At 49.7% G+C, this 17,512-nt stretch carries 13 protein-coding genes; 11 read left to right on the top strand and 2 right to left on the bottom strand.

Going from position 1 to position 17,512, the window contains the following annotated elements; genetic code table 11:
• Window positions 1-25: 25 nt before the first annotated feature.
• From AC5E51_RS07250 to AC5E51_RS07205, 10 genes are all read left to right on the top strand, one after another.
• A complete protein-coding gene (locus AC5E51_RS07250) occupies window positions 26-1,534 on the top strand; it encodes a fumarate hydratase (RefSeq protein ID WP_068444614.1) in 1,509 nt (502 codons plus the stop codon).
• 133 nt (window positions 1,535-1,667) lie between these two features.
• Window positions 1,668-1,964: a 4a-hydroxytetrahydrobiopterin dehydratase gene (locus tag AC5E51_RS07245; protein ID WP_068444612.1), complete on the top strand. Its 297-nt coding sequence runs from the start codon at window positions 1,668-1,670 to the stop codon at window positions 1,962-1,964.
• A 313-nt stretch (window positions 1,965-2,277) separates the two neighbouring features.
• A complete protein-coding gene (locus tag AC5E51_RS07240) occupies window positions 2,278-3,345 on the top strand; it encodes a hypothetical protein (RefSeq protein ID WP_297531165.1) in 1,068 nt (355 codons plus the stop codon).
• 8 nt (window positions 3,346-3,353) lie between these two features.
• Window positions 3,354-4,043, top strand: a complete 690-nt coding sequence (locus AC5E51_RS07235) for a tetratricopeptide repeat protein (protein WP_068444611.1) — start codon at window positions 3,354-3,356, stop codon at window positions 4,041-4,043.
• Window positions 4,044-4,069: 26 nt separating this feature from the next.
• Window positions 4,070-5,977, top strand: a complete 1,908-nt coding sequence (locus AC5E51_RS07230) for a FliG C-terminal domain-containing protein (RefSeq protein WP_491778375.1) — start codon at window positions 4,070-4,072, stop codon at window positions 5,975-5,977.
• A gap of 48 nt (window positions 5,978-6,025) precedes the next feature.
• The gene (locus AC5E51_RS07225) at window positions 6,026-6,829 is read left to right on the top strand and encodes a motility protein A (protein ID WP_076515440.1); all 804 of its coding nucleotides are present in this window, start codon (window positions 6,026-6,028) and stop codon (window positions 6,827-6,829) included.
• Window positions 6,829-7,503 carry an OmpA/MotB family protein gene (locus AC5E51_RS07220; RefSeq protein WP_491221830.1) on the top strand — a complete coding sequence of 225 codons (675 nt, stop codon included), beginning with the start codon at window positions 6,829-6,831 and terminating at the stop codon, window positions 7,501-7,503. The genes AC5E51_RS07225 and AC5E51_RS07220 overlap by 1 nt, the downstream gene beginning before the upstream one ends.
• Before the next feature lie 308 nt (window positions 7,504-7,811).
• Complete coding sequence (locus tag AC5E51_RS07215; protein WP_297531173.1) at window positions 7,812-9,398, top strand: alkaline phosphatase; 1,587 nt, start codon at window positions 7,812-7,814, stop codon at window positions 9,396-9,398.
• Window positions 9,399-9,414: 16 nt separating this feature from the next.
• A complete protein-coding gene (locus tag AC5E51_RS07210; RefSeq protein WP_297531174.1) occupies window positions 9,415-11,175 on the top strand; it encodes an alkaline phosphatase in 1,761 nt (586 codons plus the stop codon).
• Window positions 11,176-11,243: 68 nt separating this feature from the next.
• A complete protein-coding gene (locus AC5E51_RS07205; RefSeq protein WP_297531176.1) occupies window positions 11,244-11,933 on the top strand; it encodes a hypothetical protein in 690 nt (229 codons plus the stop codon).
• 72 nt (window positions 11,934-12,005) lie between these two features.
• Here AC5E51_RS07205 and AC5E51_RS07200 read toward each other — a convergent pair whose 3' ends face one another.
• Window positions 12,006-13,712, bottom strand: coding sequence for an Aq_1262 family (lipo)protein (locus AC5E51_RS07200; RefSeq protein ID WP_297531178.1), 1,707 nt, complete (start codon window positions 13,710-13,712; stop codon window positions 12,006-12,008).
• 77 nt (window positions 13,713-13,789) lie between these two features.
• Entirely contained in the window at window positions 13,790-15,700 is a 1,911-nt protein-coding gene (locus AC5E51_RS07195) for an alkaline phosphatase PhoX (RefSeq protein ID WP_068439188.1), read from the bottom strand.
• Between the two features lie 186 nt (window positions 15,701-15,886).
• On the opposite strand from AC5E51_RS07195, the gene AC5E51_RS07190 reads away from it, so the two are divergent.
• On the top strand, window positions 15,887-17,509 hold the full coding sequence (locus AC5E51_RS07190) for an alkaline phosphatase family protein (protein ID WP_491778374.1): 1,623 nt from the start codon (window positions 15,887-15,889) through the stop codon (window positions 17,507-17,509).
• Window positions 17,510-17,512: the final 3 nt, after the last annotated feature.

The following is a 17,512-nucleotide window of genomic DNA, read 5'->3' as shown; positions in this document are numbered from 1 at the left end:
TGCAACTCCAGAGAGAGACCTCCCGATGACTGTGATCAAGCAAGAAGATCTGATTCAGAGCGTTGCTGATGCTCTGCAATACATTTCTTACTACCACCCGAAAGACTTTATCGATGCTGTACACCAGGCGTATGAGCGCGAAGAATCAAAAGCCGCAAAAGATGCGATGGCTCAGATTCTGATTAACTCGCGTATGTGTGCCATGGGTAAGCGCCCGATCTGTCAGGACACAGGTATCGTGACGGTTTTCCTGACCATCGGTATGGACGTTAAGTTCGAAGGCGACATGAGTGTCGAAGATATGTGTAACGAAGGTGTTCGTCGCGCATACACCCACCCTGACAACGTTCTGCGTGCTTCTGTTCTGGCTGATCCGGACGGTAAGCGTGCAAACACCAAAGACAACACACCAGCCATCATCCACATGAAGTTAGTACCGGGTAACACGGTGGATGTGCACGTGGCTGCGAAAGGTGGTGGTTCTGAAGCGAAGTCTAAGTTTGCCATGCTCAACCCCTCTGACTCTATTGTTGACTGGGTGCTGGAGCAGGTGCCGAAGATGGGCGCAGGTTGGTGCCCACCGGGTATGCTGGGGATTGGTATTGGCGGTACTGCAGAGAAAGCGATGCAGATTGCGAAAGAAGCCCTGCTTGAGCCGGTAAATATTCAGGAACTGCAGGAGCGCGGTGCCCAGACCCGTTCTGAAGAGCTGCGTCTTGAACTGTATGAGAAAGTGAACAAGCTGGGTATTGGCGCTCAGGGCCTCGGCGGTCTGACCACTGTGCTCGACATCAAAGTAGCTGACTACCCAACGCACGCTGCGAATAAACCAGTGGCTATCATTCCTAACTGTGCAGCGACCCGTCACACCCATTTTGAACTGGACGGTTCTGGCCCTGCTTCTCTGAAGGCGCCGAAACTGGAAGACTGGCCAGAAATCAGCTGGGAAGTCGGTGACAGCGTTCGTCGCGTCAACCTCGACACCGTCACTCCAGAAGATGTGAAAGAGTGGCAGCCGGGTGAAACCGTACTGCTGTCTGGCAAAATGCTCACTGGCCGTGATGCTGCGCACAAGCGCATGGTAGACATGATCTCCAAAGGTGAAGAACTGCCGGTTGATCTGAAGGGTCGCTTTATCTACTACGTGGGCCCGGTTGATCCGGTGCGCGAAGAGGTTGTTGGTCCGGCTGGCCCGACTACAGCAACCCGTATGGATAAGTTCACCCGTACCGTTCTGGAAGAAACCGGTCTGCTGGGCATGATCGGTAAAGCCGAACGTGGTCCAATTGCGATTGAAGCGATTAAAGACAACGAAGCCGTTTACCTGATGGCCGTGGGTGGCGCTGCTTATCTGGTGTCTCAGGCGATTAAAGGCGCGAAAGTTGTCGGCTTTGATGACCTGGGTATGGAAGCGATCTACGAGTTCGAAGTGGAAGATATGCCAGTGACTGTTGCGGTCGATAGCAAAGGCGAATCGGTACACAACACCGGACCAAAAGAGTGGTTTGCGCGCATTAACGCCACTGAAGTCTGATTTGATTCCAGTCAAAGCTGACACTTGTGTGTCAGCGGCCACTGACTGGCAAATTCGTGCGTAAAGAAGGGAGCAATTGCTCCCTTTTTTTGTCTCAGTGAGTTAACACAATCGATACGTCAAAGGAGTTCGTATGACCGATGTCCTCACTGAAGAAGAACTTAAGTCTCACCTTATTCGCTATCCGGAATGGCACCGTGAATCTGTCGGCGGTGTTGCCTGTGTCCGCAGGATCTGGACCTTCGATAATTTTATCGATGCTTTCCGGTTTGCCGGGCGCGTTGCTGATCTCGCAGAGAAATATAATCACCACCCCCAAATAACGGTTTCCTGGGGGGAGCTTGCTGTGGCCTGGTGGAGTCATGATGCTGGCGGCGTAACGCAGGCCGATCTGGAAATGGTCGCGCTTTGTGACCATCTGTCTACCTGAGGTCCATCTTCCGCCCAACAATTTGTTACCAATGAAAACAGGGTGACGAAGTTCTGACCTTCGTTACCCTGATCGATGTGAATGTTCTGACATCCACATCAGTCTGTCGGGAAACTGAGCCGTGATGGATTACAAAAGTCGGAGCACCGGCGGAAAAGCCGGTTGTCTCCGTCATATTCTGGTCGTATTTATTTGTCTTATTAGAAAAACATTTGTTTATCAAACACTTGGATAAGTTACATTTCATGTGAAAAAAGGGAACTGAACTAAGCTGACTGTATTCGTTTTACGCTACTTTTACAGGACGCATCTGATGTTCCGACGGTCACTTTCTCCACTGATATCTGTATTGATATTCTGCCTGCCATTTATGGTGTCGGCTCAGGAGTCACTTCCGGGGCTTGAGCCACCTGAAATGCGCTCATCACTGTATACCGGCTTTACCCAGTTACTTGATGACGATAAGACACTCGTTAAAGAAGAGCTGATTGATCTGCCCGAAGAGATCAATCGTGTAGCCCTGTACCACAATGGTGACAGGATGCATCGTAAGGTGCCGAAGCAAGTCCACCTGATGATCGAAAATAAACTGATGAAGCGTATGCTGGACAGCGGGCGCTTCGAGATTATTCAGTGCCTTGAATGCCGCACTACGCAAGTCGCTATGCGTGCAGACCGTCTTGAGATCAGCCATGCTGCTACAGACAATCAGGCATTACGTAAGCTCGGGCAGCATGTCCGGGCAGACGCATTTCTTTTCTGGAACGCTTCCGTTCAGGACAACAAGTTCACCATTAATTTACGCATGGTGGATGCCCGCGATAACAAGCTTCTGTGGCTGAAAGAATACTCCAAGAAAACCACACTCGAAGAGGAAGTGCAGGGCTTCGATAGCGTCAACTACGAACTGCTTGTCGGCGCCTGGGGTATCTCCGCAGAACGTGATCATCTCTCCAGTGCAGACTCTGAAGATGTGAAAGGTCTGACTGTCTTTGGTATTCGCCGTCGTGAAACCACCAGTCTGGATGACCAGCTTCAATACACCCTGGCCTTTGAATATTTCCGCAACTTCTCTAACCGCGAAAACTTCGATATTTCGGGGATCAATCTGGAAGGACGGATTATTGCCGATATTCCAAGCATGGACGATCTGATTGATACCAAAGTGTACCTGGGTATGGGGCAGGCATTCTTTAATGATACCAATGCCATCGTCTTCCGTTTTGGTTTTGAATTTCCGTTCTTTAAAGATGGGTTCATCGATTATGGCGTGACCTACATTCCTGAAAGCACGGCGAAGTGGAGTGAAGTCTCGGGTCTTGAAGATACCGGGAAAATCGGTGGCGCAAGCTACGACCTTTCTCTTGGCCTGAGATTTTAGGAGTCAGTATGAAAGCAGGAATTATTGCAGCAGTGCTTCTGGTCTCTCTGGGGCTTCAGGGGTGCTCTCACGAACGCTCTAACCGTCTGGTGAAAGGGTTTAACCCGAGCCCATGGGTTGATCCGGGTAAACCGGTTGAGGCCGAGAAGAAAACAGAAGAGGAAGTCATTGTTGAGGAAATTTCTCAACTTGAAAAAATCTCTGACAAGGCAAAGAAACAACATGGCCTGATGCATATTCATCGTTATGGAGCTGGGTACGATGTTCTTATGACCATTGATGCTGGCGACTCTGACGTTAAATTCATCATGGAACTACCGCAAAGCGAAGCAGAAAAATCTGCCGGTAGCGATGGACTATCGGATGAAGCTGCCGAAGATCGTGCCGCTGAAAATCACACTGATGTCGACGGAAAAATCAGCGAGCAGGAGTCTGAAAAACTGCGCCGCAGCGAAACAATGACGAAACACATTCTCTCGGCTCAGAGTCTTTTCTATAAAAAAGAATATTGGGAAGCCCTGGATCAGACGAATGCAGCGTTAGAAGTGATTCCTGATTCAGCCCAGGCGCACGCCTTGAAAGGCAGTATCTACTACAAGATGGGGCTGATACCCGAGGCCAGAGCGAGCTGGGAGCAGGCATTAGAACTTGATCCTGAGCTGGATCAGGTACGCGCTAGTCTGGCTCGCGTGCGATGAAAGGGGCTGTGACGATGAAAGAATTAATGACATGGCTGATAACCATTGCTCTTTTTGCGGCATTACCTGTTCTTGCCCAAGACACGTTTGAAGTTCCGGTTAAAAAGGACGAGGTAGAAGAAGCACGTTTCCGAAGTGACCTGGAGGCGCGCCTTCGTCAGGATATTGAATCTTATCTCGGCAATAATCGGTTTATCATTCAGGTCGATGCAGTTATCGAACGAGCGCGCACCGTCGTTCGTGAGAACTCTGAAGGTCAACAGCAAGCAGCAGCGCCACAGTTGCCCGCAGAGCCTCGGGTAAGCGGCACTCTCTCTCTTCCTGATATTGATGCAACCGGCATCGACGAGCTTGAAGAACTGCCGGGCCTGCCCGTCAGCGAAATGCCATTGCTTAAAGAAAATAATGAAAAGCTAAGGGCGCTGCGTAGTCAGCTACAACAACTTGAAAAAGAGCGTCAGGAGATAATCACTTACGCTGACAAGTTGAAGAACGTAGCGCAGCAAAGTCAGAGCCAGTCAAGCGGTGGTAAGCCTTCAGAAAAGACGATTGGCTATCGCAATATCATCAAGAAGCTTGAAATTACACTGGTCGTCGACAATGCACTGAAAGATGAACAGATAGAATTTCTTAAAAATCTGGTCACGCGTAAAGCTCAGATTAATGAACTCCGTGGCGATACGCTGAACATCGTCAAAACGGCGTTCAGTCATCTGAAGAAAGAAGAAACGCCACTCACGTTCTGGGAGTCTTACAGCCCCTGGATCTGGCTGGTGACCTTGCTGGTTGTTGGCTTGTTGTTAGTGCTGGCGTTTGCGGCACTGTGGCGTCGGCTTAATCAGCCTGTGTCCACAGCACCGGTAAATGCAGCCAGCGGAACCGAATCTGTGAGCCAACATTCTGTAGCACGTCAGTCAGAGGGTGAGGCGGCGGCACTCAGATACCGGATTAACGAATCTCGCCAACGTTTAGTCAGCCAGGGGTTATCTCAGCCACATCGTTTTCAGCAGGCTGTGTCTCAGGCACTAGGTAGTGCTCAGGCGTTTGAGGTTGCTTCTTTGTCAGCCACGATGGGTAAAAGTCTTTTTGCCAGTCTGGCGCCACACCTGACGCCTGCGGACTGGAAGCAGATTGACGAATTGCTGCAGGAAGGAGAGTGGAGTGAAGAGCAACTCTCTGAAGGCATGGAGCAGTTTTCTCAGCGGCTTGAGCGTCAGCAGGATGATGCGTCTAATACCCAGCCGTTCGCTTTCCTGAATAAACTTAACGACTCGCAGGTACTGTACCTCATCAAGGATGAAGATATCCGTATTAAAGCTCTGGTGATGTCACAGCTACCTGCGCAGCGCTCTGCAGATATTATTCTACGTCTCGACGAGCGGGAACTCGCTGCCATCGCTTTCGAGCTTGGGCAGTTTGAAAGCTTGCCTGTATCGGCGTTTAAAGATGTTGCTGACCGTTTGGCTAAAGCCTCACTCACTGTGCCTTCGTTCGAGAATATCACCGCCGACGGTCTGTCTGTTCTCATCGGTATGCTTGACCGTATGACGACCAGTGAAGAGACGCGGATGCTCAAAACACTGAAGTCCGAGAAGCCCGAAACCTATTACAGGCTGCGTCAGGTGTACTTTACCTACGCCGACCTGTCGCGCACGCCAGATCGTATTATCTCGAACGAGCTACGATCTATCGATGCAGGCGTTCTGACCGCGTCATTATGTAATACATCCATTGAATTTAAGCGCCACGTACTGGCTGCGCTGCCAGCGAAGTTACGGGCGGGGATTATTAATGAATTGAAAGTATCTGAGTCTGACACTGCACAGGAACAAGTCGAGTCAGCGCGTCGACAGGTGGTTCAGAAGATGCGGGAAATCATTCGTGAAGGCCGTTTCTCTATGGATGAGCTGGCGGATGTGAAACCAGCACAGTAATCGATTCAGAAATCTGCAGATCAAGAGACAACAACAGGGGCAACGTCAGTGTTTCGATTTTCATTCAGTACGCTCATTGGTTTCTGCGCAGGTATCGGCCTGCTGGCTTTTGCTGTTGCCAGTGCCACTGATAATCACGTTATCTTCATTAGTCTGTCGAGTTTTGGACTTGTGTTTGGTAGCACGATGGCGGCCGCGCTGATAAGTTATTCGACGGCCGATGTGCTGCATGCGATGCGCAGTATGCTCCATACCTTCTTTCACCCACCGACGTCGCAGAAGCACCTGAAGCAAGTAACGAGACGATTTGTTGAGTGGAGCAGTATCTACCGTCAGGGGGGCATTGTTGCGCTCGAACAATCACTGACGAAGCAGGAAAATAACGACGAGTTTATTCGTGCGGGCATTGATCTGATGGGCGCCGGATACGCGAACCATGATATCCGGACCATGCTCACTGATCAGATGGATGCCACCTGGCAGCGCCACACTCTGGAAGGCAAAGTGCTCAACACTATGGCCGTTTACTCACCGGGTTTTGGTATGGTCGGTACGATTGTCGGTCTGATTATCATGCTTGATAACCTGAACGGCGATATGGCGGGGCTGGGCAAGGGATTAGCGCTGGCGCTGATTACGACCCTATACGGTGTGTTGCTTTCGAATTTATTCTTTAAGCCCGCAGCGAATCAGGTCACTGAAAAGCAGGAAACCATGTATTTCCGCCATCAGTTGATCTCTGAGGGTTTTGTCTTGCTGAGTGAAAAGCGGACTGCGCTCTATATGCAGGATCGCCTGAACGCCTTTATCAAACCTTCCGTGCGTGATCAGGCACTCTCGGGAGAGTTGTAATGAGTCACGCCAGCCGCCAGCGGGGGTTGCGCCGGCGCCGCCCTAACTTTGACGATTCTTCCAGCTCCTGGCTGGTGACCTACTCGGATGCAATTACGCTCTTGTTAGCTTTTTTCGTCATGATTCTCGCGGTATCCGATCTCAATGAGGGAAAGATCGAATCGTTAAAAGAAGGGTTAGCTGAAGTTATCTCATCAGAAACCACCACGACTCCCTTTACCGACATCCGCCAAGGCATTGATGATTATATTGAGCAGAATGGTCTACAGGATCAGGTGTCGGTTACGCTCGACCCTCGTGGTGTGCAGGTAGAGTTTGCGAATGTTGCGTTATACGACTCCGGCGCAGCATCACTGAAGCCGGCGGCATCACCGCTACTGCAGGAACTGAGTCGTGTAATCCGTGATGTCAGTCACGGCTCGCACATGATCGAAGTGGAAGGGCATACAGATGATCTGCCTATCTCGAATGAGCAGTTTCCCTCTAACTGGGAGCTATCCTCCGCCCGTGCGACCGGAGTTGTGAAGTACCTGCTTGAGAGCGGTATCGAAAAGGAGCGACTGAAAGCATCCGGATATGCTGACAGTCGCCCAAAGGAGGGGCTGGATGACCTGCCACTGAACGAACAGCGGAAGGCCAACCGGCGTGTGGTGGTCTCAATAAGACGCTATTGACCAATTACTTATTAATGTCCTGTTTGTCGTTCAGCTGGGGTCATGGACCGTCAAGAACAGTCGAGGCGTTTCAGGTTGTTTGCTGCGAGCCCCGTGATCTCTGGCCTGGTTGAAAAAAGTCTGACCATGTAACTGATTATGACAGCGTAAGAAATCTGTAGTCTTTATCTGTTATGGTTACTGTAATGGTATAACATTCCTACTTGTGAATGACATTTATTCGTAAAAAAAACGTCATTTACGCTCCCTAAGCTCACCTCGCTTTTAATTTTCGGATAGCCCGATTTGAACTTGAGAACAGGTGAGTTATGACCACTAAAATGAAACTACTTGCTGCTGTAATTGCTGCTTCCGCAGTCAGCTCAGTAGCCCAGGCGGCGCCCGCAGTGCCTGCGCATCAGGCTGAAAATGCCTGGTTCACCGATGCAGAAACCTCTGTAATGAATAAATCTGCCATGGAGCTGCCCGCTGCCAACGCCAAGAACGTGATCCTTTTCGTGGGTGACGGCATGGGTATTTCTACACTGACTGCTGCCCGTATTCTTAAGGGTCAGAAACAAGGTCAGGACGGAGAGGAAGGCTACCTCTCGTTTGAAAGTTTCCCATATTCTGCGCTTGTTAAAACCTACAACGTCGATGCACAAACGCCTGATTCTGCCGGAACCATGACGGCTATGGTGTCCGGTGTTAAGACTGACGTCGGCACAATTGGTGTTGACGAAGACGTCATCCGCAGCGATTGCTACAGCGTTGCTGGAAACGAAGTTGTGACCGCGCTGGAACTTGCTGAAATTAAAGGTCTGTCTACCGGCGTTGTCTCAACAGCCCGCATTACACACGCCACTCCAGCGGCGACCTATGCTCACGCGGCGGATCGAAATTGGGAAGATAATTCAGATATGCCATCTGCGGCTTTCGCCTGCGAGGATATTGCATCGCAGCTGGTGAATTTTGAAGACAACCTCGAAGAGCGCTACCCGGGCGTCGATGTCGATGGTATCGAAGTCGCCATGGGCGGTGGACGTCGCCACTTCTTGCCCAAAGATGCTGCATTCAATTCAGCTGACGCAGTCAGTTCGACGGAAGGTGATCGTACTGATGGTCGTGATCTGACAGCTGAATGGCAGGATGCTTACCCGAACGGTACATACGTAATCGATCAGTCCGGTTTTGACGCGCTTGATACTGAATCTACAGAGCGTGTTCTTGGCTTGTTCAATGAATCTCACATGCAATACGAAGCAGACCGCGAGAACGATATTGCTGGTGAACCATCAATTGCTGAGATGACAGAAGCTGCTATCAATATTTTAGATAACAACGATAAAGGATTCTTCCTGATGGTTGAGTCTGGTCGCATTGACCATGCACACCACGCAGGAAATGCGGCTGGTGCTCTCGAAGATACGCTGGCGTTCGCTGATGCTGTTCAGGCCGCGGTTGACAGCACTGATCCAGAAGAAACTTTGATTCTCGTTACTGCTGACCACAGCCATGTATTCACTATTGCAGGCTATCCAAAACGCGGTAACCCAATTCTGGGCAAAGTCGTACCGGTAGGTGGTGAATCCCCCGCGCTGGCATCTGATGGACTCCCATACACAACGCTCGGCTACACCAATGGTCGCGGCATGATGGATCTGGGGCAGGAAACTGATTCGGACGCGGGTTACAGCGAAGCGATCAATGCGGGTCGTCAGGATCTGAGCGCAATCGATACAACAACGCCGGGTTATCACCAGGAAGCTCTGGTTCCAATGTCTTCTGAGACTCACGCTGGTGAAGATATTACATTGCACGCGACAGGCCCAGGCTCTCATCTGGTGCAGGGCGTTGTTGAACAGAATCTGGTCTTCCAGATTATTGGCCGCTCTTTGAATCTGCTGGCTGACTGAGACTGAGGAGAAAATGATGAAACTTAATTTATTACATACAGCGATCGTTGCCGCAGTAATGACGCTTGTTGGTTGTGCCGGTGAAGATGGAAATGACGGTCGTGATGGTGTCGACGGTCAGAATGGCGTGAATGGTTCAAATGGTGTTGATGGTGCACCGGGTGCAGATGGAGCCCCTGGTCTGGTGGAAGATTTGCCATTTAAACTTTCCGATGTTCTTGCAAATACCAAAAATAATGACTGGTATATTCAGGCGTCTCAGAAAGTAGCAAGCACTCAGAGTGCGGTGAATACAATTATCGAAGAGGCGGGTGAAGCGAAAAATATTATTCTCTTCGTTGGTGACGGTATGGGCGTTTCAACCGTCACTGCATCCCGGATTCTGGAAGGACAGATGAAAGGAATGTCGGGTGAAGAAAACAGCCTGAGCTTCGGTAATTTTCCGTTCAGTGGTTTGTCCAAAACTTATAACGTCGACGCTCAGACTCCAGACTCCGCAGGTACGATGACTGCAATGATGTCGGGTGCAAAAACGGATGTTGGTACCATCGGTGTAGACGAAGATATCGCACGTGGTGATTGCTCATCTGTTGCAGGTAATGAGCTGGCGACGGCACTTGAGCTGGCCGAGATTGCAGGTATGTCGACCGGGATTATTTCTACCGCTCGTATTACGCATGCAACACCTGCTGCGACATACGCAAAGTCTGCAGACCGCAATTGGGAAGATAACTCTGATATGCCAGAGACGGGCGCAGAGGGTTGCGCCGATATCGCTCTGCAGCTGGTCGAGTTTGAAGAAAACCTGGAAACGCGTCACGCTGATTCTATGCTCGATATTGATGGTATCGAAGTTGTAATGGGTGGTGGTCGTCGTCACTTCCTACCAAAACAAGCCGAGGCTAACAGCCCGGATGCAGTCAGCGCAGTTGAAGGCGATCGTACTGATGGTCGCAACCTGACGAATGAGTGGTCTGCTCAGTATAACGCTCCGGGGGATTTCTACGTTTATGATCAGGCGGGCTTTGACGCTATCGATCCTGAACTGACGACTCACCTTTTTGGTTTGTTCAACGAGTCGCATATGCAGTATGAAGCAGACCGTGCAAATGATGTCGCTGGTGAGCCATCTCTGGCAGAGATGACAGAGAAAGCCATTAAGATCCTCGACAATAACGAAGAGGGATTCTTCCTTATGGTCGAATCGGGTCGTATTGACCACGCTCATCACGCCGGCAACGCCTATAACGCATTGCAGGATACGATTGAGCTGTCTGAAGCGGTTGCTATCGCAGATGAGCTGACCAGTAATCGCGATACGCTGATTATTGTCACTGCCGACCACGGCCATGTATTCACTATTGCAGGCTATCCGAAGCGTGGAAACCCAATTCTGGGCAAAGTAGTTGCCGTTGGTGCTGACGAGCCAAGCCTGGCATCTGACGACATGCCATATACCACTCTGAACTACATGAATGGTCGCGGCCATGTTGCTGTCGATCCATCTGAAACGGATGCAGATGCGGGGTACGGTGCTGCCATTAACACAGGTCGTGTCGATCTGTCTGGTGTCGACACAACTGCTCCAGGCTTCCACCAGGAAGCTCTGATTCCAATGAGTTCAGAAACGCATTCAGGTGAAGATGTCGGTATCTATGCGAAAGGACCTGGTGCTCACCTGGTTTCAGGTACGAATGAGCAGAGCATTATTTTTCACGTGATGAACTTCGCTGGAGATCTGGCCAATCGTGCCGATGCTGTTGTAAATCAGCCTTAATACTGCTCGATAGTTCAAGGGGCCTTACTGGCCCCTTTTTCCGTTTAAATAAATACAGATTGAAGATTATGAAAACACTTATTACTTTGAGTCTCGCGGCCATAGCCGCTTCGGCTTCAGCTGCAGTTAGTGCAAGCGACTGTGTTTCTCCAGTTTCGTTGGAATATCAGGTAACGTCACAAGGAAATACTAAAGAGATCGCTATTCACAGAGCTGGCAGGGAAGTTGTCCGTGAAGATCTGACAACCGGCGTTGTTGAGTATTGGTATCACTCCCCTGCAGGCCGCCTTAAGTTGATTCGCTACGTTGATTCTGAAAAGCATGGTATTGAATATCAGGCCGAAGACTTCAGAGGGAATGAGGATCGGGTCTGGCAGGAAATATCTCTGGCAGTACCTGCGGATGTTCGTGACAGCATGACACTGGTATCCAAGCAGGGCAGCGGTTGTGAGCTGGTAGAAACTTGGGAATCAGAGGCGCAGAAAGAAAAGCTTGTCTGGCTACCTGCCCAGCAGATCGTTGTAAGCTATGAAAATCCGGTTCTCGCATGGTCGTTGACTGAGCAAGGTGATTCTGGGCTTCAGCAGCGTTTGGTTTCGAGAGACGATTACACTCTCATAGATTTTGCTGATATCGGTGACTCTGAGGAGAATCCATTTGTGAAGAAGATGATCAATTGGGGCTTTGTGGAACATGGTGCCAGTGGGTTCTACGACGAGCACGGTCATGCAATTGAAGGGCATGGTCACGCTCACTGATTATACTGGAGAGAAGAAAAGGCGTGCTGTAGCGTCCGGATACGCTACAGCACGCAAACTGATTACGAGAACTCAGTAATGATTACTGACGAGCTCATTCATATCTGAAGACGCTCCCCAATTCAGACGTATGTCATAGCTATACCGGAAATCATTTTCGAGCGGAGCTATTTCGGCATCAATATTCTCGATAACGTTGCTGGCCGGTGAGAGCACAACATCGCGACCAAAGATGTAGCTCTGTTCTTCAACAATACGCTTATAGGCTTTATTCAGAGCCAGCGCCCGGTCGCGACTCGGAGTGATCAGCTCATACACTGAATCTGCCGACTTAACTTTTTCCTTGTTAACCGTTCCGTTCTCAAAGTATTTCTTCTGCATCTCTTTGTTCTGTCGGAATTCATCACCACCGCCCACACGTTCAAAGTAGGTCAGGTACTCACCCTGAGTTTCATTGATGGTAGGGACATCTTTCATCGCTTTCAGGTCGATGTAACCCCAGCCGTCTTCGCCTTCCACTTTACGGGCAAAAGAGAATGTCTGATCAATCGTACTACCGACCGTTTTATGGCAGCCATTGCAGAATGCCATTTCCTGTTTGTTCTGCTTACGGAGTTCACCATGTTGATCTTCGATGTAGGCATTCAGTGTCCAGCCAAAGCGGTTATCTATGCCTCGTTCACCAATGTGAACGGTCAGCGGAAGGTTACCCAGGTGCTTTTCCTTGGCTTCGAGAAAGTAAGCACTGCGGAGCGCAACAGCAGACTTGAGTTGATGCTTCTTCATGTAGCGTACTTCTTTCATACGCTTGGGTACGAAGATATCACCATCATTGTTTACACCGACATAACGAACAGTGTGCAGAAACTCTGTTCCTTCAGGGTAAAGCATATCTTCGACCGGAATATCTGAGGCATCACCGAGATAGTTACCTGAACGAACCAACTCAGAGACATTCTCGGTCAGAACACCGTCGCCATTAACATCAGAGCCGATGTCACGTTCGTTCACCGTAGGAATTGAAATACCACTGAGCCGTTTCATTGTCAGCTCCAGAAGTGATAGGTTCGCGAAGTACAGAGCCTCAGAGTATTTTCCGTCTATTTCGCGGAATTCTGCGGGTAAACGAATCATGACATCGTCAGTAGAACCATTTGTTGGCCAGAAGGCGCTAGGGAATGGTTTGTAGTTAAATGCGATCCAGTGACTACCGTCGCGAGCGACCCCTCGTTCATCAAATGCTTTCACCGGATCTGCCAGGTTCTCCAGGAACATAGGGGGAGCAGCAGACTCTTCGCGCTGACTCTCGCGCTCTATCCAATCAGAGTAGTTGTCTGTATTTACCCAATTGAGAATCTGATCATCGGGAATATTTTTGATTTCTTCGCTTCTGTCTTTAAAGAGATTCTTCCAGCTGTTTGTCATCCCCGCATCTGAGAAATCGTAAAGGCCTTGCAGATAAACGTCTTTCATTACATTCGGACGATCATCGGTGTACGTCTGGTGACAGACATAACAAGGGTTATTCTTACCATCGGTACGGGTATAGCACTGAGGTGGGATGACGGCCTCAGGGTTATAAATTTCATCGTGCTCAATGTACGCCGTTGCAGGGATGTCATCCCCAGGCTGATAGGCAGGCTGAACTTCGTCTGATAAAGCTGTTTCAGATTTTTTTATTGTTTTGGTATCTGAATGGGCTTTGAAATGAGTATCTACGTCTTGATTACACGCGCTTAGTAATGGCAGTAGTACCAGGATTCTAATCAGGTTTTTCATACTTACATCCGGAAAGAAAATAGGGGGAGAAAGCTCTCCCCCTGAAAGGTCTTACATATTTGTACTAATACTTTGTCTTACTTATGGTGTGGCTCGTACATCCACAGAGTGTTGTTTTCCTGGAAGCCATCTTCACCGATCAGAATACGACCGTCCTGCATAACGATAACGTTGTCAGGTTGAGACAGGTTGTCCACATCACAACGCTCTGCACCATCCAGTGAACTGCGGTAGGTCGCACCCATCACAACTGGTTCAATACGGCTCAGGCTGTAATCTGAATCGATCAATGCACGGAATACACCACCACAATCTTTCACGCGACCAGAAAGTTGGATGTCGCCTTCTCCGTCGATCATGGTGTTATCAATATCAGCGATACCCATGTACATGTATGCGTTCTCGACTTCTTCACCCGGAATCAGGTCGATGCCTTCAATGGCTTCCTGAACTCGACCAGCATGAATGCTGATACCTTCCAGCTTGCGCCATTCTGCCGTTGCACCCAATTGCTTAGCGGCCTGACGTGATTCGAGGAAGGCTGCACGGTCATCCATTGGCTGACCCGCAGTGACTTTGCCGCCACCGTTTTCTACGGTTGGGTAAGTAGTGTTCGCAGGGCGACCTGAAACTACCCAGGCTGCCCAGGCTTCAACGTCTGCAACCGTCATATAGCTGGTTTCGCCATCGACATAGTCTTCAGTGCTGATACCATCAAACTCATCAACCCAAGCTTCGATGGTTGAGTTGTCAGAAGTCGCAAGCTCTACCCAGTCAACATCAAAGCCTGTAACCGCTGGATCATTTACGCCCGCATCCTGAGTCAGCTTAGCGCCGTATAGCGTACCAGAGCTCAAGTCTTCAGCTGTGTCAGCAACGAACTTAAACAGAACGCCACCCGTGTCATCCTGTGAAGAGTAAACAGTGCGACGGTCTGGCATAACGACCGAGTTTTCATGCTCGTAGCGGCCAATGGTGAAGTGTTTAACCGGTACAGGCGTTGGTGAAACAGCGTTGGTGATCTCAACGATGTAGCCGTAATCGTACGGGTTAACAGGCTCATCCATCAGCTGCCAGAAGCGATTCAGACGATCGTTGTTGGCCACTTCTTCAGGGTCGTTCCAGCTAGCGTAAGTGGTCGAGTTAACATCAGAGTTCACGATCCACTCTTCAGATGTCAGTGGTGTATTCCAAGGTGAAACAGAGCCGAAACAGTTAGCACCCGTACCTTTTACGTTTGCAAAGTTCACCATCATGGCATCTTCTACAGACCATTCGCCAGAAGCGGATTTGCTCAGCCCGATACGGCTCATACCACCCGGATACTCTTCCCAGTTAGTGAAGAGGTAGCCAGTGTTTGCACCTGTAGATACGAAGCCATTGAAGTCTGGCATGTCGTTTTCAAGGATCAGAGCGTCACCAGCGAGATTATAAATATGACCCAGCCCTTCGCTGAGCTCACCCTCGTATTGGTCGCCAGTCTGACCAATAACACGGTAAGAACCGTAAGCTGTCTGAATCGTCTGGCGCTCGTAGTCAGACTCAGGAACCGCTACTGAAATCAGTGTGTTTGGCAGATTATTAAAGCTAACACCCTCTATCACACCAACGGTACCTGTGTTGTAAGCGACACCGTTGTTATCAGTTTCCATGTTGCTACCTGCTGGGTGTTGCGCATTGAAGAACAGATCACCGTCTTCGGTCAGAAACAGCCCCGTTACTTCAGCACCGGAAGGTACAGTCGCGATGCGCGTCAGAGTACCTGCACCGGCGTCAGCATTCGCACCATCTTTACCGTCGGCGCCATCCTGGCCATCTTCACCGTTGGCACCATCTGAGCCTGGTGCGCCCGGAGCTGCGTCAGGCGAAACTCCGTTCTGGCCATTCAGTCCATTCAGACCGTCGCGACCATCGTCACCATCTTCTCCACCACAAGCAGTCAGCAGTGACGCTGATGCTACAGCGATTGCTAATAATTTCAGTTTCATCACGGTTCCCCAATATTGCTTCGTTATAGGTTTCAGGAGCGCTCGGGCTAAGTGTGGTCTGTGACAGAAATGTTTAACTTCTGTAACCCAGGTGGTGAATTATTTATTACAAAAAATGCGGATAAAAAGGCATGGGTATTAATAAATATGTAAAATCCAAAGGTTAATGTTCTAAGGTTTTTAGTAATGGAAATAACGATGCGCAGTGTTTACGTTGGTACTCTAATCTCTCTTGTTATTTCAATGACTGGGTGTCTCTATGAGACTAAAAACGAAGCACCACTGGACTTCTTACCTCAGGATAACGCCTGGTTTGTCGAGGGGTGGTCTGCCATAAAAAGTAAACGCGAAGTTTTACGAGAGACTACACCTGCCAAGAACGTGATCTTGTTTGTTGGTGACGGCATGGGAATATCAACAGTCACAGCCGCCCGAATCTACGCCGGACAGCAGCAGGGCATGAGTGGTGAGGAGAATCTGCTCAGTTTTGAGAAATTTCCTTTTACTGGTTTAAGTAAAACCTACAATGTTGATGCTCAGACTCCTGATTCAGCAGGCACTATGACCGCAATGATGTCTGGTGTTAAGACGGACGCCGGTGTTATTGGTCTGGCTGAGAGCGCAGAACGTGGTCTTTGTCACCGTGTGGAGGATGAAGTCCCTTCGGCTCTGCTTCTCGCTGAGTTAGCCGGTAAGAAAACTGGGATAGTCACGACAGCTCGCTTAACCCATGCGACTCCGGCGGCTACTTACGCATATTCTTCTGAACGCAACTGGGAAGATATTTCGGATATGCCGGAAGCTGCAGTTGAAGCAGGCTGCGAGGATATTGCTTCGCAGTTTCTGAGTTTCAGGCAACGTACTTTGCAAGACTATGGTGTCGCGGTAGATGGCATCGAACTCGCTTTTGGTGGCGGTCGTCGACATTTTCTTCCTGATGATGTTCAGTCTAATACCCCCGATGCCAGAAGTACGGTAGAAGGTGATCGTACTGATGGCCGTAATCTGATGGAAGAATGGAAAGCCCAGAATCCGCAAGGTCAACTGGTTATCGATGAAGAGGGGTTTAATCAGTTGAGCAGTACTCCTGTGTTGGGGTTGTTTGAAGAGGCGCATATGCGGTTTGAGGCAGATCGCAACCAGGACACATTAGGGGAGCCATCACTTAGCCAGATGACAGAAAAAGCGATTAAGTTGTTGTCAGGCAGTGAGGAGGGGTTCTTTCTCATGGTGGAATCCGGTCGTATTGACCATGCGCACCACGCCGGAAATGCGTTTAATGCGCTCAATGAGACCCGAGAGTTTTCTGATGCTGTTGCTCTCGCCGAGTCTATGACTTCTCCGGAAGATACTTTGATTATCGTTACTGCTGATCACAGTCATGTATTTACCATTGCAGGGTATCCTAAGCGCGGTAATCCTATTCTTGGTAAAGTCGTTGCGCCCGGTGAGACAGAACCCACCATGGCCGGTGACGGCCTGCCGTATACTACGTTGGGTTATATGAACGGTCGCGGACATCATCACCTGGGTGGTGAAACAGACGCCGAACTTGTATACGAAGAGCCAATTAATGCAGGACGTAAAGATATTACCGGTATGAATACGGAGGCCGCTGGTTATCATCAGGAGGCTCTGATTCCACGTGATTCAGAAACGCATGGCGGTGAAGATGTGGCGATTTATGCAACAGGTCCGGGGGCCGCAATGGTGTCTGGCGTGAACGAGCAGAACGTCATTTTCCATGTCATGGATCGTGCTGCCAACCTATCCGGAAAGGCAGCAGCACGCCTCAGCGCAAAACAATAACCT

This window comes from Thalassolituus sp. (assembly GCF_984348125.1).
This window is presented reverse-complemented; position numbering and strand designations above follow the sequence as displayed.